The 24,147-nt window shown below is 60.3% G+C and carries 22 protein-coding genes and 1 pseudogene; 15 read left to right on the top strand and 8 right to left on the bottom strand.

Annotation, left to right across the window (positions count from 1 at the left end; all coding sequences use genetic code 11):
- Positions 1-181: 181 nt before the first annotated feature.
- Positions 182-835 (top strand): peroxiredoxin, encoded by a 654-nt coding sequence (locus AC1DSG_RS06090; RefSeq protein WP_477790061.1) that lies wholly within the window; start codon positions 182-184, stop codon positions 833-835.
- A 23-nt stretch (positions 836-858) separates the two neighbouring features.
- Positions 859-1,320 (top strand): GNAT family N-acetyltransferase, encoded by a 462-nt coding sequence (locus tag AC1DSG_RS06085; protein WP_477790060.1) that lies wholly within the window; start codon positions 859-861, stop codon positions 1,318-1,320.
- Positions 1,321-1,438: 118 nt separating this feature from the next.
- Here AC1DSG_RS06085 and AC1DSG_RS06080 read toward each other — a convergent pair whose 3' ends face one another.
- Positions 1,439-2,917: a M15 family metallopeptidase gene (locus AC1DSG_RS06080; protein ID WP_477790059.1), complete on the bottom strand. Its 1,479-nt coding sequence runs from the start codon at positions 2,915-2,917 to the stop codon at positions 1,439-1,441.
- A gap of 127 nt (positions 2,918-3,044) precedes the next feature.
- On the opposite strand from AC1DSG_RS06080, the gene AC1DSG_RS06075 reads away from it, so the two are divergent.
- Positions 3,045-3,380: a hypothetical protein gene (locus AC1DSG_RS06075; protein ID WP_477790058.1), complete on the top strand. Its 336-nt coding sequence runs from the start codon at positions 3,045-3,047 to the stop codon at positions 3,378-3,380.
- 165 nt (positions 3,381-3,545) lie between these two features.
- Here the strand turns inward: AC1DSG_RS06075 and AC1DSG_RS06070 are convergent, their stop codons facing one another.
- The 4 genes from AC1DSG_RS06070 to glcD are packed head-to-tail and all read right to left on the bottom strand — an operon-like array spanning position 3,546 to position 7,752.
- Positions 3,546-3,947 (bottom strand): heme-binding protein, encoded by a 402-nt coding sequence (locus AC1DSG_RS06070; RefSeq protein WP_477790057.1) that lies wholly within the window; start codon positions 3,945-3,947, stop codon positions 3,546-3,548.
- A gap of 20 nt (positions 3,948-3,967) precedes the next feature.
- Entirely contained in the window at positions 3,968-5,185 is a 1,218-nt protein-coding gene (gene glcF / locus AC1DSG_RS06065) for a glycolate oxidase subunit GlcF (protein ID WP_477790056.1), read from the bottom strand.
- Between the two features lie 3 nt (positions 5,186-5,188).
- Positions 5,189-6,253, bottom strand: a complete 1,065-nt coding sequence (gene glcE, locus AC1DSG_RS06060) for a glycolate oxidase subunit GlcE (protein WP_477790055.1) — start codon at positions 6,251-6,253, stop codon at positions 5,189-5,191.
- Positions 6,253-7,752 (bottom strand): glycolate oxidase subunit GlcD, encoded by a 1,500-nt coding sequence (glcD, locus tag AC1DSG_RS06055; RefSeq protein WP_477790054.1) that lies wholly within the window; start codon positions 7,750-7,752, stop codon positions 6,253-6,255. Before glcD ends, glcE begins: the two co-directional genes overlap by 1 nt.
- 402 nt (positions 7,753-8,154) lie before the next feature.
- On the opposite strand from glcD, the gene AC1DSG_RS06050 reads away from it, so the two are divergent.
- The 5 genes from AC1DSG_RS06050 to AC1DSG_RS06030 all read left to right on the top strand — a co-directional run bounded on the left by AC1DSG_RS06050 (position 8,155) and on the right by AC1DSG_RS06030 (position 13,553).
- On the top strand, positions 8,155-10,158 hold the full coding sequence (locus tag AC1DSG_RS06050) for an aminotransferase class I/II-fold pyridoxal phosphate-dependent enzyme (protein WP_477790053.1): 2,004 nt from the start codon (positions 8,155-8,157) through the stop codon (positions 10,156-10,158).
- Positions 10,159-10,186: 28 nt separating this feature from the next.
- On the top strand, positions 10,187-10,969 hold the full coding sequence (locus AC1DSG_RS06045) for a transporter substrate-binding domain-containing protein (RefSeq protein ID WP_477790052.1): 783 nt from the start codon (positions 10,187-10,189) through the stop codon (positions 10,967-10,969).
- Positions 10,970-11,128: 159 nt separating this feature from the next.
- A complete protein-coding gene (locus tag AC1DSG_RS06040; RefSeq protein WP_477790051.1) occupies positions 11,129-11,842 on the top strand; it encodes an ABC transporter permease in 714 nt (237 codons plus the stop codon).
- 5 nt (positions 11,843-11,847) lie between these two features.
- Positions 11,848-12,546, top strand: coding sequence for an ABC transporter permease (locus AC1DSG_RS06035; RefSeq protein WP_477790050.1), 699 nt, complete (start codon positions 11,848-11,850; stop codon positions 12,544-12,546).
- Positions 12,546-13,553: a DMT family transporter gene (locus AC1DSG_RS06030; protein WP_477790049.1), complete on the top strand. Its 1,008-nt coding sequence runs from the start codon at positions 12,546-12,548 to the stop codon at positions 13,551-13,553. Before AC1DSG_RS06035 ends, AC1DSG_RS06030 begins: the two co-directional genes overlap by 1 nt.
- On the opposite strand, the pseudogene AC1DSG_RS06025 reads toward AC1DSG_RS06030, so the two are convergent.
- Positions 13,509-13,994, bottom strand: a pseudogene (locus AC1DSG_RS06025) (TetR/AcrR family transcriptional regulator); the annotation flags it as partial. The gene AC1DSG_RS06030 and the pseudogene AC1DSG_RS06025 sit on opposite strands and share 45 nt — an antisense overlap.
- 173 nt (positions 13,995-14,167) lie before the next feature.
- On the opposite strand from AC1DSG_RS06025, the gene AC1DSG_RS06020 reads away from it, so the two are divergent.
- Together AC1DSG_RS06020 and AC1DSG_RS06015 are read left to right on the top strand one after the other, a co-directional pair.
- Complete coding sequence (locus AC1DSG_RS06020) at positions 14,168-15,184, top strand: M14 family metallopeptidase (protein ID WP_477790048.1); 1,017 nt, start codon at positions 14,168-14,170, stop codon at positions 15,182-15,184.
- Positions 15,185-15,270: 86 nt separating this feature from the next.
- Positions 15,271-15,651 (top strand): RidA family protein, encoded by a 381-nt coding sequence (locus tag AC1DSG_RS06015; protein ID WP_477790047.1) that lies wholly within the window; start codon positions 15,271-15,273, stop codon positions 15,649-15,651.
- 48 nt (positions 15,652-15,699) lie between these two features.
- Here AC1DSG_RS06015 and AC1DSG_RS06010 read toward each other — a convergent pair whose 3' ends face one another.
- A complete protein-coding gene (locus AC1DSG_RS06010; RefSeq protein ID WP_477790046.1) occupies positions 15,700-17,412 on the bottom strand; it encodes an amidase in 1,713 nt (570 codons plus the stop codon).
- 276 nt (positions 17,413-17,688) lie between these two features.
- Here AC1DSG_RS06010 and AC1DSG_RS06005 point away from each other — a divergent pair, with 276 nt between their 5' ends.
- Positions 17,689-18,123 carry a DUF1801 domain-containing protein gene (locus AC1DSG_RS06005; RefSeq protein ID WP_477790045.1) on the top strand — a complete coding sequence of 145 codons (435 nt, stop codon included), beginning with the start codon at positions 17,689-17,691 and terminating at the stop codon, positions 18,121-18,123.
- Positions 18,124-18,196: 73 nt separating this feature from the next.
- Here AC1DSG_RS06005 and AC1DSG_RS06000 read toward each other — a convergent pair whose 3' ends face one another.
- Positions 18,197-18,529 (bottom strand): DUF7693 family protein, encoded by a 333-nt coding sequence (locus AC1DSG_RS06000; RefSeq protein WP_477790044.1) that lies wholly within the window; start codon positions 18,527-18,529, stop codon positions 18,197-18,199.
- Positions 18,530-18,668: 139 nt separating this feature from the next.
- Between AC1DSG_RS06000 and AC1DSG_RS05995 the strand changes: the two genes are divergently transcribed.
- The 4 genes from AC1DSG_RS05995 to AC1DSG_RS05980 form a co-directional block, all read left to right on the top strand.
- On the top strand, positions 18,669-19,061 hold the full coding sequence (locus AC1DSG_RS05995) for a c-type cytochrome (RefSeq protein WP_477790043.1): 393 nt from the start codon (positions 18,669-18,671) through the stop codon (positions 19,059-19,061).
- Between the two features lie 219 nt (positions 19,062-19,280).
- The gene (locus AC1DSG_RS05990; RefSeq protein ID WP_477790042.1) at positions 19,281-19,781 is read left to right on the top strand and encodes a DUF4405 domain-containing protein; all 501 of its coding nucleotides are present in this window, start codon (positions 19,281-19,283) and stop codon (positions 19,779-19,781) included.
- A gap of 144 nt (positions 19,782-19,925) precedes the next feature.
- Entirely contained in the window at positions 19,926-21,083 is a 1,158-nt protein-coding gene (locus AC1DSG_RS05985) for a response regulator (RefSeq protein ID WP_477790041.1), read from the top strand.
- Between the two features lie 56 nt (positions 21,084-21,139).
- Positions 21,140-24,147 (top strand): hybrid sensor histidine kinase/response regulator (locus AC1DSG_RS05980; RefSeq protein WP_477790040.1); only part of this gene is annotated, 3,008 nt, incomplete at its 3' end.

The following is a 24,147-nucleotide window of genomic DNA, read 5'->3' as shown; positions in this document are numbered from 1 at the left end:
GCTGTTTTGTCATTTTTTGAATTCAATGACTTAAAGATTAGGGCCAGCGGTAACGCCCTTGTCTTGCCGCGTCTCCTATACTGATCCGCGTTGACAGGTTCATCACCGAACCTGAATGCCGTTGGAGAGGTACACCGATTCTGACGGTTGTCCCTACGACCCCATAATAAGGAGAACAAACATGGCAATCCGTATTGGCGACGAGGCACCGGACTTTACCGTTGAAAGCACCGAAGGCACGCTGAATTTCCACGAATGGATTGGCGACCATTGGGCCATCCTGTTTTCCCATCCGAAGGATTTCACCCCGGTATGCACCACCGAACTGGGCTACATGGCAGGGCTCAAACCGGAGTTCGACAAGCGCAACACCAAGATCGTCGGGCTCAGCGTCGACCCGGTCAGCAATCATGAAAGCTGGGCCAAGGACATCGAAGAAACCCAAGGGCACGCGGTCAATTACCCGATGATCGGTGACGAAAACCTGGTAGTGGCGAAGCTCTACGACATGATCCACCCGAATGCCAGTGGCGGCACCCGCACTGCCGCAGACAACGCCACCGTGCGTTCCGTGTTCATCATCGGCCCGGACAAAAAGGTCAAGGCCATGCTTATCTACCCGATGAGTGCCGGGCGTAACTTCGATGAAGTGCTGCGCCTGCTCGATTCCCTGCGATTGAACGCCAAGCACACCGTCGCCACGCCGGTTAACTGGCGTCCGGGGGAGGACGTGATCATCCCTACGTCGGTGTCTGATGAAGACGCGCGGAAGAAGTACCCGGATGGTTTCAAAACCATCAAACCTTACTTGCGCACTGTGGCGCAGCCGAAGTAATTCAACCCCCGAGAGATCCCCAAATGGTCGTAAAAGCCTTACGCGTCGACGCCAGCCATCTCGACCAGGTTGCGCGCCTTTTCGACGCCTACCGAGGCTTCTACGGCCAGCCCTCGAACCTGACGCAGTCCCGGGATTTCATCGCCGAACGCATTGTCCGGGACGAGTCGGCGATTTTCCTCGCCGAGGACGCCACGGGCCACGCGTTGGGTTTCGTGCAGTTGTACCCGACATTTTCCTCCATCGACGCCCACCGTACCTGGCTGCTCAGTGACCTGTTCACCACCCCCGATGCCCGTGGGCGAGGGGTAGGCACCTTGCTGATGAACACCGCTCGCGACTTTGCGGTGTTGAGCGGTGCCAGGGGCATGGTGCTGGAAACTGCCACGGATAATCTCGGTGCGCAGCGGTYGTATGAGTCGTTGGGGTATGTGCGTGAGGCGGGTTATTACACGTATTGCCTTGATTTGAGGGGTAAGTCATAGACGCACAAGCCGGCGGATTCAGGCGCAATCGCAGGCATCGACGACAGGTCTTGTGACCTCTGGAATGTCAGGTGATGGCTGATGGGCGAGCGTTGTTCGAGTCCAAAACCCATCAACCTCACGGCAACTTCCACCCTTCACGAAACCGCTCGTATTGCGCCTCCGGCATCTGCACTAGCAATGGAGATTCGCGAGGGTCCAGCCACTTGAGCAACGCAGCAATATCCCCCTGATCCATGGCCGTGCAACCTGCCGTCGGCGCAGTGGGGTCACGCCAGATATGGAAAAAAATGCAAGAACCCGAGGCCGCCGTGGCCGGGGTGTTGTGCTCGATGAAAATGCCTTTGCGATAACCCTCTTCGTTGCGCATATGCTCCGAACTGCTCCAGTCCTTGGCCATCGCGGCGCCGTCAACCAGTTCGTTGTAGCGTCTGGATTGGCTGTCATCCACGCATTCGGTGGTGGGTGTCAGCGCAAGGTACGGCAGTCGGGTGTCGGCCGAGGTGTCGTAACCAAACGCGGTGCCCAGTTTGAAAACCCCGGCGGGGGCTTTTCCGTCTCCTTCACGTTTGACCGGGCCTTCAACCGCATCAACGCTGCCAAGGCCCTTGCCCCAGCCCATGCCGTTTTTGCCGACCACGACTGGAAAGGCGTCGCCGACTTTTCGAAAGGTTTTACCGTCACGTTCATAGCGCTGCGCGCTGCCCTGGATGTCATCCCAGTTCTTGGAGGTGACCACAATCAACTGACCGCTGGAACCGATGACATCGCTGGAACTCATCGGTGTAATGGGGAAATCCATCACGTTCTTTGGCGCTCCCTCGCCACTGAACGTGAAGTGCCACCATTCCTTCGAATACCCGCCAAACCCTTCTTTTTCCATGGCGCTGCTGAGACGTTCACGGTTTTCTTTTGCGCTGGCGTTGATCGTCGGATTGGCGGTATGTGCGCGTTCATCGAAGCAATCGTACCCGGTACCCATATCGAGGGCGCCGTCGTGCCAGCGCTGTTCATAGGGTGCCGTGCAATCGACTTGTGCCGAGGCAGGTGTCCAGGTATCGGCTGGCAGGGCCTTTGGGCCAATCAGTGTAAGGTCCACGGTTGAACCTTTGGAGTGCCCCGACACCCGCGCCACATAGCCCAGGCGCCAGAAGTCCTGCTTGTCCACGCGCGGATAAAACTCAGCCTTTCGCGGGTCACCCGACACTGTCGCGAAGCGTCCCATGTCGGCGACGGCGCGGCTGGGGCGATAACAATCGAACACCTTCAAACCATAGCCTTGCGGGCGCAATGCCGCTTGCACCCGGGCGAGGGCCTTGGCGGTGTCCACGGACAACAGGCATTCGGCGGCGTCATAACCGTCGAGCCGGTGCCCGGTGAAGTTGTGCGCGCCAGCGTAGCGGATGTCCTGTTCGATGCTCGGATCAATGGTGCGCAAATAGACCATGTTCTCAGGCTTTGGCCCGGCACTGGCCATGCCAGGCACGATAAAGCCCAGCAGCACAATCAACAGCTGATTGGCAGTGTTTGTAACGCTCTTACAATTTAACCGAATGCTTAACACGCGTTCACCGGCGTTGCGTTGAGGAGAGGTCATTGGGTTTTGGGTCGTTACCGGCACACCGAACCCGATAATGGTTGTTCTGTGCAGATAAGGCAATTTGCTGGCCCCGCTGGTGCGAAGTTGTCGCCAAAATCACTTTATTTTCAGGTGGTTAGGCGGAATGGAATTGCGCAATGTAGCGGTCACGATGATCTCGTTCGCCCTGGCGGGTATGGCTGGCGCGGTCCAGGCCAAGGAGTTGAAGCCCAATGACCGATATATGTGCGATTGGGGTGCGGGGACGGCGGCCCGAGCGCAGGAGCTCAAGTTGTCCGGGGTATCGCTGTATGCCGCGCGCAAGAAGATACACACCTACAAGTTCGACAAACCGTGGATGCACATGATGGCCATGGGCATCACCGAGCAGACCTACGACAGCCCGTCGCGATTCAAGCCCGCCGCCGTGCGGCAGAGTTTTTATGAGGAGTGCATCAGGTATAAGTTGGCACGGAAGTAGTGGTGCTCGCACGCTGTGGCCAGGAGTTTCTGTGGTAAGGGGGCTTCTGTGGCGAGGGAGCTTGCTCCCGCTGGACAGCGAAGCTGTCCCATTTTTTGGAGCCGCTGCGCGCCTCAGCGGGAGCAAGCTCCCTCGCCACAGGATTCTCACCGCTCGCAGGTGCCGTCATTTCAAACATTTCGCCCCAGCCTTGGCCACTTGCGCGTCCTGCTCGGCCTTGACGCCGGACACGCCAATCGCGCCGATCACCTGACCGTCGAAAATAATCGGCACGCCCCCTTCAAGGGATGTCAGTAAYGGCGCGGATAAAAAGGCGTAGCGTCCACCATTGACCATGTCTTCATAGCCCTTGGATTCGCGCCGGCCCAAGGCCGAGGTGCGGGCTTTTTCGGTGGCGATGTAGGCGCTGCTGGGCGCGCAACCGTCGAGGCGTTCGAGTGCCAGGGGATGGCCGCCGTCGTCGACAATCACAATGGTCACGGCCCATTGATTGCTCTGTGCTTCGGTACGGGCGGCGGCGAGGATCTGGCTGACTTCGGCCTGACTCAGTACGGCTTTTCTGTTCATGGCAATTCTCCAATTCGCGATCAGGGCAGGGCGGCCTCGACCAGTTCGATCCAGTGCCTGACGGGGGTTCGACCCGCACCGTCGAGGTGGGCCTGACAACCGATATTGGCGGTGACTATGACCTCGGGAAATCCGCTCTCCAGCGCATTGAGCTTGTTATCGCGCAGTTGTCGGGACAGTTCGGGTTGGGTCAGCGAATAGGTGCCCGCCGAACCGCAGCACAAGTGGCTATCAGGCACGGGCGTGAGGTTGAATCCCAGGCGCGTCAGCAGCGCTTCAACCGCGCCGCCGAGTTTTTGCGCGTGCTGCAAGGTGCAGGGGCAATGGAATGCCAGGCGCTGATTGCCGTGGATGCCGAGTGATTCCAGCGGTTCATCGCGCAGCACTTCCACCAGGTCCTTGGCCAGTGTGCTGACCTTTTGTGCCTTGTCGGCATAGGCCGGATCGGCGCGGAGCAAGTGACCATAGTCTTTGATGAACGCACCGCAACCGCTGGCGGTCTGGACGATGGCTTCGACACCGTTTTCTATGCCTGGCCACCACGCATCGATGTTGTGCCGTGCGCGATCAAGCCCCGCCGCCTGGGCGTCGAGGTGATAATCGACGGCGCCGCAGCACCCGGCCTCGCGGGCCGGTGTGATGCTGATGCCGAGTCGATCCAGCACGCGCGCGGTGGCGGCGTTGGTGTTGGGCGACAGCCCCGGCTGCACACAACCTTCCAGCATCAACACCCGCCTCTTGTGGCGCACGGTCGGACGCGGTTTGGCCGGGTACACACGGCGAAGCAACTTGGCTTGCAGGGTATTTGGCAGCAATGCACGAAACATCTGACCGCTGTTGACCAGTGCTTTGAACAGCCCCGGGTTGGGTACGACCTTGCGCAAACCCTCGCGCAACAGGCGCTGGTCGAGTGAGCGCGGTACGGCGGCATCCACCACCGCGCGCCCAATGTCGAGCAGGTTGTGGTAATCGACGCCAGAGGGGCAGGTGGTTTCGCAGTTGCGGCACGACAAGCAACGGTCCAGATGCTGCTGGGTTTTTTGGGTAACCTCGTTGCCTTCCAGCACCTGCTTGATCAGGTAGATGCGGCCCCTCGGTCCATCCAGTTCATCGCCCAGAAGCTGATAGGTCGGGCAAGTGGCATTGCAAAAACCGCAGTGCACGCAGGTGCGCAGAATGCTTTCGGCTTCTTCGGCGCGGGGCAGTTGGCGGGCCTTTTCGCTCAAGGTGGTCTGCATGGCTCAACACTCCGCGTACAAGCGACCGGGGTTGAAGATGCCCCGTGGATCAAGTTGCTGCTTCAGGTTCTGGTGGTAGTGCATCAGCGCAGCAGGCAATGGTTGGAACGGGCTGTCGATCAGGCCGTGGCTGTAACAGGTCACATGCCCGCCAACCTCACCGACGATCTTGCGAATGAACGACGCCTGCGCCTCGGATTTGAGCCAGCGTTGTGCGCCGCCCCAATCGATCAGTTGAACGCCGGGCAGGGAAAGCCGGGGCGTGTTGTGGGGTAGAGACAGCCGCCAAAGGGGCTGGTCTTCATCGAAGAAACTCAGTCGATGTTCGTTGAGATCCTCCCAATAGATTGCGTCGAGCAACTCGCCACCCAATCGCTCATGGGCCGCCGCCACCGAGCCTTCGCCGCCCTCAAGTCGCAGGTGCAGGCGCTGTCCGTCATGGCACGCCGCGCTGATCGGCAAGGGCTGTTGGCCCCATTCCGCGAGGCGCAGCAAGGCGCGATCACTGTCCATTTCCAGGCTGATGCTCAGACACTGCCGCGGTTTGGGCAACACCTTGAGCGACACTTCAGTCACCACTCCCAGCGCGCCGTAACTGCCGGCCATCAGACGCGACAGGTCATAGCCGGCAACGTTCTTCATGACCTCGCCACCGAAGCGCAACTGCTTGCCGTGCCCGGTGATCACCCGAGTACCGAGGACGAAGTCCCTGACCGAGCCTGACCACGGGCGCCGAGGTCCCGACAATCCGCAGGCAATCATGCCGCCGACGGTGGCGCCTTCACCGAAGGAGGGCGGTTCGCACGCCAGCATCTGCTGTGCGTCGTCCAATACATCAGCCAGTTCTGCCAACGGCGTGCCGCAACGGGCGGTGATCACCAGTTCGGTCGGGTCATAGCTGACGATGCCTCGGTGGCTGCGCGTGTCGAGCACTTCGCCGGCGACGATGCGCCCAAGGAAGGCCTTGCTGTTGGAGCCCTGAATGCGCAACGGCGTCGCGTTTTGCAGCGCCTGATTGACTTGTTCCAACAGTGCGGCGCTGTCATCCCTGTCGAATTCGCTGCGCATCAGAAACGCTCCAGATCAGGGAAGGGCAGCTGACCCATATGCACGTGCAGGGCGCCAAATTCGGCGCAGCGGTGCAGGGTGGGAATGTTCTTGCCGGGATTGAGCAGTCCGCTCGGATCGAAGGCGGCTTTGACCGCATGGAACAGCGTCAGCTCGTCGCTGTTGAACTGTGCGCACATCTGATTGATCTTCTCGCGGCCCACACCGTGTTCACCGGTAATGCTGCCGCCGACCTTCACGCACAATTCGAGGATCTTGCCACCCAGGGTTTCGGCGCGGTCGAGCTCACCGGGCTGGTTGGCATCGAACAAAATCAGCGGGTGCATGTTGCCGTCGCCAGCATGGAACACGTTGGCGACCCGCAGGCCATATTCGGCCGACAGTGCGGCGATAGCCCGCAACACGCCGGGCAGTTCGCGGCGCGGGATCGTCCCGTCCATGCAGTAGTAATCCGGCGACAGGCGTCCCACCGCCGGGAAGGCATTCTTGCGTCCGGCCCAGAAGCGTACGCGTTCGGCCTCGTCGCGGGCCTGGCGGACTTCAGTGGCGCCGGCCTGTTCCAGCACCTGGCGTACGCGGTTGCAGTCATCCTGCACATCGGCTTCCACGCCATCGAGTTCACAGAGCAAGATGGCTTCAGCGTCAACGGGATAGCCGGCGTGGATAAAGTCTTCAGCCGCGCGAATGGCCAGGCTGTCCATCATCTCCAGGCCGCCGGGAATGATGCCGGCGGCAATGATGTCGCCCACTGCACGGCCGGCCTTTTCGACGGAATCGAAGGCGGCCAGCAGCACTTTCGCGGTCTGCGGTTTGGGCAGCAGTTTGACCGTTACCTCGGTGATGACCCCGAGCATGCCTTCGGAGCCGGTGAACAACGCCAGCAAATCGAAGCCGGGCGAGTCCAGGGCATCGGAGCCCAGCGTCAGGTGTTCTCCCTCGACGGTCAGAATCTCGACCTTGAGCAGGTTGTGCACGGTCAGGCCGTACTTGAGGCAATGCACGCCACCGGCGTTTTCGGCGACGTTGCCGCCGATAGAACAGGCAATCTGCGAGGAGGGGTCCGGCGCGTAGTACAGACCGAATGGCGCCGCCGCCTGGGAAATGGCCAGATTGCGCACTCCCGGCTGAACCCGCGCGGTGCGGGCGGCGGGGTCGATGTGCAGGATGTTGTTGAAGCGCGCCATCACCAGCAGCACGCCTTTTTCCAGTGGCAATGCACCGCCGGACAAACCCGTGCCGGCACCACGGGCGACCACCGGGACGTGCCGCTCATGGCAGACTCTAAGGATGCCCTGGACTTCGTCGAGGTGGCGGGGCAGCACCACCAGCAGGGGCGTGGTGCGATAGGCGGAGAGCCCGTCGCATTCGTACGGCCTGAGCTCTTCCTGCTGATGCAGGATTTCCAGATCGGGCAATCGCGTGTGCAACGCCTGGAGCAGCGCGGCCTTGTCGACGTCGGGCAAAACGCCGTCGACGTGTTCGTCGTAAAGAATGTTCATCGCCTGATCGCAACCCTCAGTTGTTTTTATTCGAGGTCTTCCGGTGGCAGTTAACGTCCATCATTGGCCTGACGGGTTTTTCTGTCTATGCGTTGTTTGACGGGCCATTCGGTTGTTTTTTAGCAAATAGAGAAAACAACCTTCAAAACATTAGCTTATCGTTGCTCGTTCGCCTCCGATGCATGGAGATAGACACGCCAAAGCTGCGGCCGTATGAGCCTTTCACCCCTCAACCCCGTATTGAAAAACGTCGCGACTGTCGTGAAAACGACCTGTTTGTGCTGAACGCGAAGCATCGTGACTTTTCTGTTGAACGACTGTTCAGCTTCGACTATGTTGGTGGCCACCTCCCCCGGCTGGTTGCGCGGGCTTGCGTTTCTTCAATTCGAACGAGGCACTGGCATGCGGTTTTCACCCTTTGTTGAGCGGATTTCAGGCGACGGTGTGGCCGCCTGGGATATTCACAATGCAGGCCTTGAAGCCCAGCGCCGTGGCGAGGATGTGATCATTCTCAGCGTCGGTGACCCGGATTTCCCCACGCCCGATTTCATCACCGATGCCGCCATTGAAGCGCTGCGCGAAGGCGACACCCACTACACCGATATCGCCGGGCGCCAGGCCTTGCGCGAAGCCATCGCCAATCGCTACAGCCCACTGTCCGACCGAGAAGTGCAAGCGCCCAACGTGATCGTCACGGCCGGGGCGCAGAACGCGTTGTTCATCACCTCGATGTGCCTGCTCAACAGCGGCGATGAAGTGATTGCCTTGGACCCGATGTACGTGACCTACGAGGCGACGCTCAAAGCCTCCGGTGCCACGCTGGTGCGGGTGCCGTGCTCGGCGGATTCAGGTTTCAGGCTCGATGCCGCCGTGCTGGCCAAGGCCATCACCCCGCGTACCCAGGCGATTTTCTTCTCCAACCCGAACAACCCCACCGGCGTGGTGCTCAACCGCGAAGAGCTGCAAGCCATCGCCGACCTCGCCATTGAACATGACCTGTGGGTGGTGGTCGACGAAGTCTACGAAAGCCTCGCGTTTGAACGCGAACACCTCAGCCTCGCCGCCCTGCCGGGCATGGCCGAGCGCTGCGTGGTGATCGGCAGCCTGTCGAAATCCCATGCCATGACCGGCTGGCGTATTGGCTGGATTGTCGCCAACGAAGCCTTGATCGCTCACGCCGAAACCTTGGTGCTGAGCATGCTCTATGGCTTGCCCGGGTTTGTCATGGAAGCGGCATTGAAAGCGGTGCAGGCCCACGACGTCGTGACCCATGGCATGCGCGACATCTATCGTCGTCGTCGCGATCTGGTGGTCGCGAGCCTGGCGGATTGCCCGGGTATTGCCGTGCTCAATCCCGATGCTGGCATGTTCGTGCTGGTGGACGTGCGAGACACCGGGCTGACCTCGCTGGAGTTCGCCTGGCGCCTGCTGCGCGAGGCGCGTGTGTCGGTCCTCGATGCGGCGGCGTTTGGCGAGCCGGCACAAGGTTTTGTGCGGCTCTCGTTCACCCTGGGTGAAGAGCGTCTGGCCCAGGCCTGTCAGCGTATTCGCGATTTTGTCCTGGTGCTCAAAGGTGAAACACCACGCCCCGTGATCAGCCGCGTCACCAGCCAGGCCACGATTGCACCGGTCACGACCAAAACCATGATCGAAGTCGAAGGCCTGCACAAACGCTTCGGCAATATCGAAGTGCTCAAGGGCGTGTCCCTGACGGCTCGTGAAGGCGATGTGATTTCCCTGATCGGCGCCAGCGGTTCGGGCAAAAGTACCTTGCTGCGCTGCATCAATATGCTCGAAGTGCCGGACCAGGGGCGCATTCTGGTGGATGGCGAAAGCATCAAGCTCAACCACGACCGTCCCGGCGCGCCGCTGGTGTCCGACGCCAGGCAGTTGGTGCGGATCCGTTCGAGCCTGGGCATGGTGTTTCAGAATTTCAACCTCTGGCCCCATCGCACGGTGCTGGAAAACCTCATCGAGGCGCCGACCCAGGTCCTGCGTGAAAGCCGTGCGGAGGCCACTGAACGGGCCGAAGCCTTGCTCGAACGCGTCGGGCTGGCGGCCAAGCGCAACGAGTACCCGGCGTTTCTCTCCGGGGGACAGCAACAACGGGTGGCCATCGCCCGGGCCCTGGCCATGCGGCCCAAGGTCATGCTGTTCGATGAACCCACCTCGGCACTCGACCCGGAACTGGTCGGCGAAGTGCTGCGGGTGATCCGCTCCCTCGCGGAAGAAGGCCGGACCATGATCCTGGTGACCCATGAGATGGCTTTTGCCCGCGATGTCTCGTCCAAAGTCGCCTACTTGCATCAAGGGCTGATCGAGGAAACCGGTTCGCCGGATGAAGTGTTCGTACACCCACGCAGCGAACGTTGCCGACAATTCGTCAACGCTCATCAGACTCGCTAAATAAATCTAAAAAAGACGGGGACAAATCATGGGAAATCGACGTTTGGCAAACTGGTTTACCGGCGCGGCCTGCTTGTTGCTGGCCGGTATGAGCGCGGCCCAAGCCCAGCCGATCAGGTTCGCGGTCGCGGCCGAACCCTATCCGCCGTACACCGAGAAGCAGGCAAACGGTGAATGGAAAGGCTTTGAAGTCGACCTGATCCACAAGCTGTGCAGCGAAATGAAAGCCGAGTGCGAGATCAAGGAAGTGGCGTGGGACGGCATCATTCCTTCGTTGCTGGCGAAGAAAATCGACGTGATTTTTTCCTCGATGTCGGTGACAGAAGAGCGCGAAAAACAGATCGCGTTCAGCAAGGCCTACTACGACTCGGTAATCGCGATTGTCGGGCCCAAGGGCACTTCCGTTAAGAAGTACCCGGACGATCTCAAAGGCAAGATCATCGGCGTGCAAAACTCCACCGTGAGTGCCAGCTACCTCAAGCAGTACTACGAAAAAATCGCTGACGTGAAGTATTACGACACCCAGGACTCGGCCAACGCCGACCTGATTGCCGGTCGCATTGACCTGATGATGGCCGACGGCACGGCCATGGCCGCCTTCGTGCAGACGCCGGATGCGAGCAACCTGGACTACCTCGGCGCGGTGCCTTATGACCCGATTTTCGGCAAAGGTGTGGGCGCCGGCCTGCGCAAGGATGACACCGAGCTCAAGGCCAAACTCGACAAGGCCATCCAGGGTCTGCTTGCGAGCAAGGACTATGAAGACCTGTCTCAACACTACTTCGGTACCAGCGTGAAACCAGCGTTCTGACCTGAACACAAATCCTTTGCCAAATGCAGAACCTGTGGGAGCGAGCCTGCTCGCGAAAGCGGTATGACATTCAGTAATGATGTCGACTGACACATCGCCTTCGCCGGCAAGCCGGTCTCGCTCCCACAAGGTCCGGTGGTGCTGTAACTGGAGAGTGAAATGCCGGCAATGTTCGAGTTGATCAATTTCAGCGAGCAGGGGTGGGGCAGTGCGCTGTTGAAGGGGCTCTGGATGACCCTGCAGATTTCGGCCGGAGCGTTTGTGCTCGGGCTGATGATCGGGCTGGTGGTGGCCTGTCTCAAGCTGAGCGCACCCAAACCGATCGCGGCGCTGATGCGCAGCTACACCACAATATTCCGGGCGGTTCCGGAGTTGTTGCTGATCCTGCTGCTGTACTACGTAGGCTCCATGCTCCTCAATTCGCTGATGGTGCAGATGGGATACGGCACCGTGAATGTCAGCGGCCCGCTGGCAGCGATTGTGGTGTTGGGCCTGGTGCAGGGCGCCTACGCTTCGGAGATTTTTCGGGCAGCGATCCAGGCCATTCCTTTTGGCCAGATCGAGGCGGGCAAGGCGTTTGGCTTGAGCGGGTTCGGTCTGTTCCGGCGGGTCACGCTGCCGATCATGGCGCCTTACGCCATGGCCGGGATGGCCAACCTGTGGATCAACCTGATCAAGGACAGCGCATTGATCAGCGTGGTCGGCACCAACGAGTTGCTGTACACCGCCAAGCAAGGCGCGGGTTCGACGCGTCATTACCTGTTGTTCTACCTCACCGCCGCGGCGATGTATTACGCGGTGACGTTGGCGTCCAACTACCTGTCTGGACGGCTTGAACGACGCATCCGTCGCTGGATGCCTTTGGCTGAGTGAATGAAATGATTCCAGCGTGGATAGTTGAATACGCGGCGCTGTTGGGCCGGGGGCTGCAAACGACCATCACCATCCTGTTGATTTCCAGCGTGCTGGGTTTCGCGCTCGCAGTGCTGGTGGCGCTGGCGCGGATCTCGAAGAACAGCGTGATTGCCAAGGTCAGTCTGTTTTACACCAGCGTGACGCGCGGTACGCCGCTGCTGATCCAGATCTACATTTTCTACTACGGCCTGGGCAGCCTGTTTGCGCAGTTCCCTTTGATTCGCAGCAGTTTCCTCTGGCCGTACCTGCGGGACGGTTACTGGTACATCGTGTTTGCCCTGGTGGTGTCGGTGGGGGCCTATGTCGGCGAAGTGATTCGCGACGGGCTGCTGGCGGTGCCCAAAGGTGAGATGGAAGCGGCTTCGGCGTTTGGCATGACCCCGCGCCAGTCGTTGCTACGAGTGCGTTTGCCTCGGGCGATGCGCCTGTTGCTGCCGACACTGGCCGGAGAGACCGTGATGCTGCTCAAGTCCACGGCGCTGGCTTCGACGATTGCGATTATCGACCTGCTGGGCGCAGCCAACGTGGTACGCGCCCAGACGCTGCAAGTGTATGAGCCATTGCTGTTGGTGGCCGGCGTCTATGTCTGCCTGACGTTTCTGATCGAAGCGCTGTTTGCCTTTGCCGAACGGCGCGGGACGCCCGTGCGCAGGTCGACGTAATGAACGCACCACGGATCGTCGACCGGTCGATGCAAGGCATCGGCCTGTGCACGTTGGGTTATACGTTCCTGGCGTTGCAGGATGCCGCCATCAAGTGGTTGGTGGCGGATTATTCGGTGGTCAGCATTCTGTTCTGGCGCGCCCTCGTGGTGGTGCTGGCCTGTTTGCTGGTGGGGCGCTTGCGCTTGGTCCAGCGCGCATGGCGCTCGCCGAGCCGGCGTTTGCTGGTGGTGCGCGGATTATTGTCGATTGTCGCCTGGGTGTTGTATTACACGGCGGCCCGGGACCTGACCCTGGCGGAAATGACCACACTGTATTTCTCCGCCCCGATCATGGTCACGGTGCTGGCGGCGGTGATTCTCAAGGAACGCGCCAGCGCCTGGCAGTGGTTCAGTCTGATCATCGGTTTTGTCGGCGTGATCATCGCCTGTCGTCCCAACAACCTGGCCGATCCTGTGCCGGTGGTCCTGACACTGTTGGCGGCGATGTGCTGGGCGTTCACCTACATCCAGTTGCGCCAGGTGGATGAGCAGACGTCAGTGTTGGAGCAGATGTTGATCACCAACGTGGTGTTTGTGATGTGCATGACGGTGGCGTTGCCCTGGACCTACACGCCGGCGCCAACCCCGGCCTGGCTGGGGATGCTCGGCGCCGGGTTGGTCGGCGGTATCGGTCAGTTTCTGTTGTTCGCCAGTTTTCAGCGGGCCACCGCAACGTTGTTGGCACCCTTCGAATACACCGGGCTGATCTGGGCGTTTCTGCTGTCGAGCCTGATCTGGGGCACGCTGATGGATGTGTCGCTGATGGTCGGTGCCGGGCTGATCGCGGTCAGCGGCACCCTGGCGATGATTTTCGGGCGACACCCCTCACAAGACGTCGTCGGTGCTGAATGCTCCGTGTCGCAGCCCCTTTATCCAGCAACGACAGATGTGGAGGCCGTTGGCGGGGCTGAAGGTTTCCGGGTTCAGGCACCACTCGATCCAGAGTCCGTCGAGCATCGCCGATAAACCGATGGCGGCCAGGCGCGTGTCGTGGATCACGAACCCTTCGCTGATCGCCATGTCATCCAGCAACTGGCGAAGCAGGTCGAGGTAGGCGCGGTAGCTTTTTTCGTGGGACTGGCTGACGTGTTCGGAGTGCCGGATCAAGCTCCAGAACACTACCCAGACGCCGAGTAATTGCGGGTCCATGACCCGAGGCGAGAAGGAGCCTGTGAGGAACGCGTCCATCTTTTGCGCAGGCGTTCCGGCCTGCTGGATTTCCTGGAGCAGCGCGGTGGTCAGTTCGCTGGCGATCTTTTGGTAGGTATCGGCAATCAACGCATCGATGCTGCCGAAATGGTGATTGAGTAACCCCACGGACACCCCGGCCTCGGTGGCGATGCGGCGCACGGAAATGCCGGCATGACCATCGCGCACCAGGCAGCGCAGGGTGGCGGCCACCAGCATTTCGCGACGCTCGTCGGGCTCAGCGCGGCGGTTTTTTGCAGGAGCAGTTGTCACACKGGAGTCCTTGGGTGTGTTGCCTGGTTGGCGAGCTTAGTTGAACGTGCGTTCAATCTCCAGTTTCGGCCATGGCAATGTTCTGTTTTTTGACGTTCGTGACGCGGGAGGACAAGCAGATGGCGCAGGATGTTTCGTTCAGTGTTCGCAACAACAACGGCGACCCGGTGCAGGTCGGTGCCTGGCGCTTCGAGGGCAATGGCAGTGGGCCCTCAGTGCACTTGCAAGCCGGGGTGCATGCCGATGAAATCGCCGGGATGCTGGTGCTGCATCTGCTGATGCAAAAGCTTGAGATCGCCGAGGCTCACGGTCGGCTCAACGGCCGTGTGACGGTGGTACCGCAAGCCAATCCGCTGGGCATTGGGCAGTTTCGCCAAGGGCGAATTCTCGGTCGTTTTCACGACGCCACCGGGCATAACTTCAACCGCTCGTTCGACCAGTCGGCCGCCATGGCCCAACCCTCGACCAACGTCCAGGAATGGCAAAAAAAACTGGTGCAACTGGCGGCCCCGGCGGACGTGATGCTCGACCTGCACACCGATGACGAGGCGTTGCCCTACCTCTACGTTCACCGGCGTTTCTGGCCCCGTGGCCGCGAACTGGCCGCCGCGATGAAGATGGACGTGGCGATCATCTGGGATGACGGCGGCGATGGCTCCTTCGAAGAAACCATCATCGCGCCGTGGCTGCGCGAAGGCGTCACCGATCAGCGCATGGCTGCGACGCTGGAGCTGCGTGGGCAGGGCGATGTCAGTGACCGGTTTGCCGAGCAGGACGCCGAAGGGTTGTACGTTTGGCTGTGCAGCTGCGGGGTGATTGATGAGGCGTTGGCCCCCGCCGACTGGCCCGTCGAGGCGATGGAAATGGGCCATATGGAAACCATTCTGGCGCCCCAGCCCGGCGTGCTGATCTTTGAAAAAGAGCTCGGCGATTTCGTCGAAGAAGGGCAACGCTTTGCGCGGATTCTACGCAGACCGGGTGATACGTCGTCCGAAGTGGTGCTGGTGGCCGAGCAAGCGGGGCGCATGGTCACTCGCTATCGGGATCGGCTCGTGTCGCAGGGCATGGTGGTGGCGAAATTCACCGGTAGCCGGGTTTCGCGCAACTGGAGCGGCGGGTTGCTGGACCCGAACTAAATGATTCATGAACAGCATTTCGCCGTGGGGTTGTAAACTGCGCGCCTGATACGCGACAGCCCTAAACACTCAAGTACGAGATCCCCATGGCCAACCAAGACATCACGTTCACCCCTGACCCAGACCAGGATTCCATCTCCTCCGACGTCGCCGGTTTCGGCGGCCTGCTGGTCTCCACGCAGATTCCCACCCACGCTGACGGCAGTCTGGAATTGGGTGGCATCGTCGAGCAGAGCGAATGCACGCTGCAAGCGCTCAAAGTTGCACTGGAGCGCGCCGGCAGTTCCATGGATCGAGTGTTGCACCTGACTATCTACCTCACCGACATGGCCGACCGCGCCGCGTTCAACGAGGTCTACAAACGTTTCTTCGCCAAGCCGTGGCCGGTTCGCGCCGCTGTGGGCGTGGCCGCTCTGGCGGTTGAAGGCATGCGTGTGGAAGTGACCGCGATGGCGGCCAAGGGCTGAATCGTTGAGCGGGATTGGAGCCTGTAGCGCTCCAATCCCGGTCTACCTTTACGGCTGACCTGGCAGTGGCGGGGTACGCGGCGGGATCAAGCGTTTTGAACCGGTCGCTTCAAACGCCGACGCCAGGCGCAGCAGCGATGAATCGTCATAGGCGCGACCGGCGAAGGTCAGCCCGACCGGCATGCCGATGTCCGGCATCACGCCCATCGGTACGGTGACCGTGGGCACACCCAGGTGGCGGATGGCGAGGTTGCCATTGGCGACCCAAATGCCGTTGCTCCACGCGATGTCCGCAGACGCCGGATCGACATCGGCATTCGCCGGACCCACATCGGCGACCGTCGGGAACAGAACCGCATCGAGACCCATGCGATCCATCCACTCTTCAAGATCGATACGCCGCGTGAGTTCAAGCCCGCGCAAGCCATCCGGCACCGTGGTGATCTCGTTCCACGGCGTGATGCCGCGTTCGGCCATCCGCACGTATTCGTCCATGCCGGCCGCAAGGTCGCCCTCGCGGTTGGGCAGCGTGCCGGGGTCGTGGGGGAAAATCTGCGGTCCGTCGACGTCGACCAGGCGGTTCAACTTCGGATCGCCATTGGCCTGAAGAAAATCATCGAATGCCCAGGCCGTCAGGTCCCACAACTCATGGTGCAGGAACTCTTTGGAGACGATGCCGCGATTGAACACGGTCGGCGCCCCCGGACGGTCGCCTTCGCAATTGGAAACCAGCGGAAAATCGACTTCGACCACTTCAGCACCGGCCGCTTCCAGCGCCCGGCGAGCCGCTTCCCAAAGACCGATCACCGAATCGCGGGTGTTTATGCGCTGCCCGGTCGGTCCGCCGATACCCGGCGCCTCGCTGGTGCCGGCCTCCGGGTCTTTGTTGATGTACATGCGCGGCACGCCGAAGCGCTTACCGGCGAGAGCCTCGGGTTGCGCGGCCAGTTCATGGTAGGAGGCTGGGCGCACCGAAGTGACACTCGGGATCGGCACCCAGGGTTGCATCCGCCATAGATCGCCCCGTGTTTCCGGGTCTTCGGCCACCACCACGTCGAGTACTTCAAGCAGGTCGGCCATGGTCCGGGCAAACGGCACAACCACGTCCATGGTCGGCGTCAACGGCCAGTTGCCGCGCACCGAAATCACCCCGCGCGATGGCGTATAGGCACACAAACCATTGTTCGAGGCGGGACCGCGTCCACTCGACCAGGTTTCTTCCGCGAGGCCGAAGGCGGCGAAACTGGCGGCGGTTGCCGTACCGGCACCGTTCGACGAACCCGAGGCGAACGGCGCGGTGAGGTAGTCAGCGTTGTACGGGCTCTCGGCGCGGCCATAGACCCCGCGCTGCATGCCGCCGTTGGCCATGGGCGGCATGTTGGTCTTGCCCAGGCAGATGGCGCCGGCGCCGCGCAGGCGTTCGATGGTGAACGCATCGCGATAAGCGATCAGGTTGGCGAAGGCGGGGCTACCAGACGCGGCGGTCAGCCCCTTCACCAAATAACTGTCCTTGGCCGTGTAAGGGATGCCATCGAGCGGCCCCAGCGTCTCGCCTTTGGCCCGACGGGCATCGGACGCTTGCGCTTCCTTGAGTGCGTCGGGGTTACGAACCACAACCGCGTTGAGCGCGGTAGGGGTGTCGGCGCCGTCGTAGGCATCGATCCTGGCGAGATAAGCCTGCACCAATTCGACCGCCGTAGTCTGGCCGGATTCGAGCGCAGCACGCAGTTGCGCAATGGAAACCTCAGTGACCTCAATCATGCTGTTACCGCCGGCTGCTGGTGGGAGACGTGGGATTCGGGGGCATCACTGATCTGAAAATAGGTGTTCATATCGAATTCTCGTTGCACTGCATTACGCGGCAGGGGCTGGACGGGTGACCTGTGCGCTGCATTTTGGCATTAAGCCGGGAGCAGAGGAAACGTTGTCCGCGGTGCGAGCCAGATGTGGGCGCCGTCAGTCAGTGACACTCGAGTGATGAGCGAGCGACAACTATCATGAGGCGGGTCAAAACCCTCATGAAGAAGGTGATCACCCATGAAAAAGGACATGGTTTCTGCAGTGACGCAAGGCGCGGCCTCGCAACTGATCGATGCAAGAATCAAGGAACTGGACGATTGGCGGGGCGAGATGCTCGGTCACATCCGAATGCTGATCCACCAGGCCGATCCCGACGTGGTCGAGGAATGGAAGTGGCGGGGCGTGCCGGTGTGGTCTCACGCCGGAATCATTTGCACTGGAGAGACGTACAAGAGCGTCGTCAAAATGACCTTTGCCCAGGGTGCCTCGCTGGAGGATCCTTCCGGTTTATTCAATGCCAGTCTTGAGGGCAATACCCGACGCGCCATTGATGTGCATGAGGGTGACACGCTGGATGACAACGCATTGAAGAGGTTGATTGGTGCTGCCGTGGAACTCAATCTGTCGCGGGCGACGGCTCGGCGTAAGCCGACGAAGAGAACGATCGTTTGACGTGAAAAACCCCGGTTTAGCTGCAACGCTGATCAGTTAGCCAAACGCACTTTGTAGCAGCTGGCGAAGCCTGCTACGAGGTTCGCTGACCGGGCTTTTCCAACAGTGGCGTTTGTTCGGTCAACAGCTGCTCAATCTGCGCCAGCTCCCACGCGCTGAGAAAACTGACCGGGTCGGTGCCGTAACGTTGCCAGCTGTCGAGATCCCCCTCGCGGCCGTCGGGGCTGTGGCAGCGGTGGCAGTGGCGCACATGGACGCCTTCGACGTCGAGGGTCAGGCGCCAGCCGTCGATGTCGACCTGCACCTGGCCGGCCCCGGCGGGTTTGTCGAAGCGCCGCAAAGGGTGAATGCCCAGGGCGGCGTCGCGCAATGTCTGGTATACCTCGCGGGCGGTCAGGGGTGGCACAAGTGTCTCCAGTGAAATGTTTGTCAGGCGCTGATACGCCGGGCTACGAAGACAGCCATTCTTTACGTAGACTTTTACGTCTGCAAGTAGGCGCCCCTTGATTCACTCGCGCCTGGCTCTCCTCGTTCGGGAACAGAACATGAAGCAACCCGCCGTATTCATCACCTTCGCCTGTCTGCTCAATTCAGGTTTGTTCAGCATCCCGGCACACGCGGCCGGCGATGCTGAAGCGGGTGCGACACTGTTCAAGCGGATCTGTGGGGGTTGCCACCAGGTCGGGGAATCGGCTCGGGGTTCATTTGGTCCACAGCTCAACAACCTCTTCGGACGACATTCCGCCAGCACTACGGATTACCAGTATTCCGACGCCATGAAATCCGCCGGTATCGTCTGGACTCGCGAAACACTGACCGCGTACCTCGAAGCACCGAAAGAAGTGGTCCCCGGCACCCGCATGATTTTCTGGGGGCTCAGCGATCCGGAAAAAATCGACAACTTGCTGGCTTACCTGCAAACCTTTCAGGCGCAGTAGCGCTTTGTTGCACTAACTTAACTTTCCCAACTTTTGTGTTGTCGGTGAATTAGTTGTCAGGCGCTATGTAAATAGAAGTTTTACTCCGGCTTACAAATTCCTTACACAAAACCTCTGTACCATCATCTTCTTAAACCATCACCTGAAAATCCCTCTTGCAAGTCCAGTGAGCCCGCTTGCGCGCGGGCACCAAGATGACTGAACCCCGGAAGCTAACACTTGAAAAACTTGATCAATCGCTTCGCAACCCCTCTGACCACTGGCTTCTTTATCGTCTCTATGATTTCTGGAGTGGCGCTGTTCTTCCATTGGGCACCGGCGCTGTTTCATGGCATGCATGAATGGCTCAGCATTGTTCTTCTGGTTCCATTTGCGCTGCACTTGTGGAAGAACTGGGGGCCTCTAATGGGGTATATCAAACGCAAGTCACTTTATCTGCCGCTTCTGCTTTCGATATTGGTTGCAGTGCCTTTCGTCGTATCAGGCATGGGTGGCAAACAGGGTGGCAATCCGGCATTTGCCGCCGTGCAACTGGTGACCAAAGCGCCTTTGACCGACAGCGCAGCCCTGTTCAAGAGCACGCCCGATGAACTGGTTGCGCGGCTGCGCCAACGCGGGCTTTCAGTGGCATCGTCCAGCGACACTCTCAATCAGGTCGCCCAATCAGCGAAGATACAGCCCGCGCAATTGATTGCCGAACTGCTGAATGAGCGGAAGTAACGCAATAAAGGCCTCGATGAAAATCCTGGCCATTGCGCTGTTTGACGTCGATAGGGCAGCCGTGGATAACTGCAGCTAAGCTTTCCGGCGCTGGGGTGGAAATGTCGCCTTGGGACGTCAATGTCAGGCAATGGAGCCGCCCGCATGATTACCGAACAGAATCATTACAGTCCGCCTACCCTACTGGTGGTCGATGACACGCCCGATAACCTGATGCTGATGATGGATCTGCTCAAGGATCGCTACCGGGTAAAAGTTGCCAATAGCGGTGAAAAGGCGTTGCGTGTACTGCAGGGCGACACACTTCCAGATTTGATCCTGCTTGACGTGATGATGCCCGGGATGTCCGGCCATGAAGTGGCCGAGCAGCTCAAACGCGACCCGCGAACCCGCGATATTCCGATCATCTTTCTGACGGCCATGGCCGCAACCGAAGATGAGATCCATGGCCTGGAACTGGGCGCTGTCGACTACATCACCAAACCCGTCAGGCCGGCGCTGGTTCTGGCGCGGGTGGATACCCAGCTCAAACTCAAGGCTGCGAAAGACTTCCTGCGCGATCACAACGACTATCTGGAGCAGGAAGTGGAGCGCCGGACCCGCGAGGTGATTGCGATCCAGGACGTGGCCATTCAGGCCATGGCTTCACTGGCGGAGACTCGCGATAACGAAACGGGCAACCATATCCGGCGGACCCAGCATTACATCAAGGTGCTGGCCGAGCATCTGCATGATCATCCCCGTTTCAGTCACTTTCTCAGCAACGAGACAATCCAGTTGCTGTTCAAGTCGGCGCCGCTGCACGACATTGGCAAAGTCGGCATTCCTGACCATATCCTCCTCAAGCCGGGACGCTTCACCGAGGAGGAGTTCGAGATCATGAAGACTCATACAACGCTGGGACGTGACGCCATCCAGCATGCCGAGGATGCGCTTGGCATTCGCGCCGACTTCCTCACTCTGGCCAAGGAGATTGCCTACAGTCACCAGGAAAAATGGGACGGCAGCGGGTACCCGCAAGGGCTGGCTGCTGACAATATTCCCATCAGCGCCCGGTTGATGGCGGTGGCCGATGTCTATGACGCGCTGATCAGCCGGCGGGTTTATAAACCGGGGATGCCCCACGCACAGGCCGTCGAGATTATTCGTCAGGGGCGAGGCACGCACTTCGACCCTGACATCTGCGATGCCTTCCTGACCTGCGTAGAACAGTTCCAGGCCATTGCCGCGCGTTTCGCCGATACAGATCACGACATGGCCGGCAAGCTGGCTGCCCTGGAACGTAGCGGTCAGACGCCGTGACCCCGGGACTACGAGCCCCTTTGTCAGTATTTTCATCAGGTTATCGAGGATAGGTCATGGCCGGATTGCGCACCCTGCTTGAGCGCCTCGCGCTTTTGCACAAACTGATTCTGGGGTTCGCGGCGCTGCTGCTGTTGGTGCTGGTGCTCGGCGTGCAAAGCCTGCGCACCCAGCAATCGCTGAAGCAGGACATGCAAAACCTCTATCTCCAGGAACTGGTCGGCATGGAGCACTTGCAGGAAGCACGGGTGCAACTGCCTCATATGATGCAAGCGCTGCAGCGTGCGGTGGGCACTGACAGCGCGCAGATCCGCGTTGAGTCCCTGCAGCAGATGCACGATTCCCGGGATCGTCTGCAGGTGGCGCTGGCCAACGGCAAAGTGACCCTCAGACGTCCAGAGAATCTGGCGCGCCTCGCCGAGTTCGACCTGCTGCTGCAACAGTTGCAGGGTCATAGCGAACAGGCCTTTCTGTTGATCGATCAGGGGCGGCAGAATCAGGCGTTAGCGCTACTCAATAGCCGTGAGTTCCAGCAACTTGCCAAGCAGGCCGATTCCCTTTTGTATGCGATCGCCCAGATCAAGGAAGCCTCGATTCGCGACACAGCCAAGGATATTGCCGGCTTTGCCGAACGCAGCACCAAGCTGACCTACGTACTGCTGTTCGGTGGCTTGTCGCTGGCGATGCTGCTGGCCTGGCTGGTCAGTCAGTCGATCCGCAATCCGCTGAACCGGGTGCGGGCTGCGGTGGACCAGTTGGCCGCCGGGCAGCTCGATCAGCCGATTCCCCATACTGACCTGAACAACGAAACGGGTGATCTGGCGCGGGCCATCGCCAAACTGCAGACCGAGTCCCAACAACTGGAGCGTCAGCGCTGGATCAAGGCGCATACCGCCCAATTGCAGGTCGATCTGCAGCAGGCAGAAACGCCAGCCGAACTGGCGCAGGTCTTCCTGCAACACATGGCAAGCCTGCACGGAATCTGCCAAGGGGTGCTTTACAGCGCACAGGAGGACACCGGCATGCTGCTGCTGATGGGCCGCTATGCCACCGACTCCGAGCGGCCACCCGAGGCGCAAGTCATATTCGGCGATGGTCTGTTGGGGCAGTGCGCGGTCGATCGCCAGCCGCGTCAGCTTCAGGCGTTGCCGGAGCAGTACAGGCGATTGCACTCGTCGCTTGGCGAGATTCCGGCCAGTTGCCTGTTGTTGCAACCTATCTTGCATGGTGAGCGGCTGCTGGGCGTACTCGAGCTGGCCGGACTTGAACCGTTGGGCGAGCGCGAATTGTTGCTGTTGCACGAAGCCACCCCACGCCTGGCTGCCGCCATGGCGATCATGGAACGAAATGAGGCGGTCAAGACCCTGTTGGCAGAAACCCGTCGCCAGGCCAATGAAGTGGCGGACCAGGCGCTGAAACTGGAAGAACAGGCTCAGGCGCTCAAGGCCAATGAAGCACAGCTGCGCGCAGTACTCGACAGCAGCCCGGTGGCCATGGTGATCAGAGACGTCGATGGCCGTCCGACCTACTGTAATCCGCAGTTCGACAGTTTGTTCGCAACCCGTCTCGCTGAACTGGAGGGCACCGATCCGGCGCAGTTCTGGGTCGACCCGCAAGCTCACCAACGCTTTCTCGCAGCGGCGTCGCAAGGTCCGGTGCTGAACTTCGAAGCCCGCCTGCAACGCGCTGGAGGCGAACGCTTCGATGTTCTGGTTTCGGCAGTCAAGATGACGCTGGGGGAGCGGGGCATGAATGCCAATTGGTACTTTGACATCACCGAACGCAAGACCGCCGAGGCCGAGGTGCAGCGCGCTCGCGAGGCCGCAGAAGAGGCGACTCGGGCCAAGAGCAACTTTTTGGCGACGATGAGCCATGAGATCCGCACGCCGATGAACGCGATCATTGGCATGAGCCATCTGGCCCTGCGAACCGAGCTCGACCACCGCCAGCGCAACTACATCGAAAAGGTCCATCGCTCTGCGGAATACCTGTTGGTGATCATCAACGATATCCTCGATTTCTCCAGGATCGAGGCCGGAAAAATGCACCTCGAACACATTCCTTTCCACCTTGAGGACGTGCTCGACGGCTTTGCCAGCATGATCGGCCTGAAAGCCGAGGACAAAGGCCTGGAATTACTCTTCAGCATTGCTGCCGAACTGCCGACCGCTTTGATCGGCGATCCGTTGCGTCTGGGGCAGGTGCTGGTCAACCTGGGCAACAATGCGACGAAGTTCACCGAACAGGGCGAGATCGTACTCGGTGTCGAGCAGCGCGGCGGCGCGGGAGAGCAAGCGCAGCTGCATTTCTGGGTCCGTGACAGCGGGATCGGCATGAGCAGCGAGCAATGCTCGCGCCTGTTTCAGCCGTTCAGCCAGGCCGATAGCTCCACCACCCGTAAATACGGTGGCACCGGGTTGGGCCTGGCGATCTCCCGGCATCTGGTGGAACTGATGGGCGGGAGCATTTGGGTCGAGAGCGAGCCGGGCCAAGGCTCCACGTTTCATTTCGAGGTGAACCTGGGTGTGCAACGTGACGGCCAATTGCGGCGTATGGCGACTGCCGACGAATTGGTGGGCAAGCGTGTGCTGGTGGTCGACGACAACGCCAGTGCGCGGGAGATTTTGTCTGGCATGACGCGCAGTTTCGGTGTGGAGGTGGACGTCGCACAAAGTGGCGCAGCCGCACTGGCCATGCTTGTGGAGGCCGAAGCCAACACGCAGCCCTATGATCTGGTGCTCATGGATTGGCGCATGCCCGGCATGGACGGTGTGGAGACGGTACGGCAGATGCAGGCCGTCAAACTGGCGCAAACGCCGTCGGTGATCATGGTCACTGCATTCGGTCGCGAGGAGGCCCGCGATGAGGCCAGGAAGCACGACATTCAATTGCCGGTGGTGCTGACCAAGCCGGTGACGCCTTCTACGTTGCTTGAGGCGCTGGGCTCGGTACTCGGCAAAATCCCTCTGACCGAAACCCGGGCCCGCGAGCGTTTGGGCCAGAGCGCCAGCGCCATGGCCAGCCTGCGTGGCGCACGACTGCTGCTGGTAGAGGACAATGAGCT

The organism is Pseudomonas sp. P5_A12, assembly GCF_056400685.1.
This window is presented reverse-complemented; position numbering and strand designations above follow the sequence as displayed.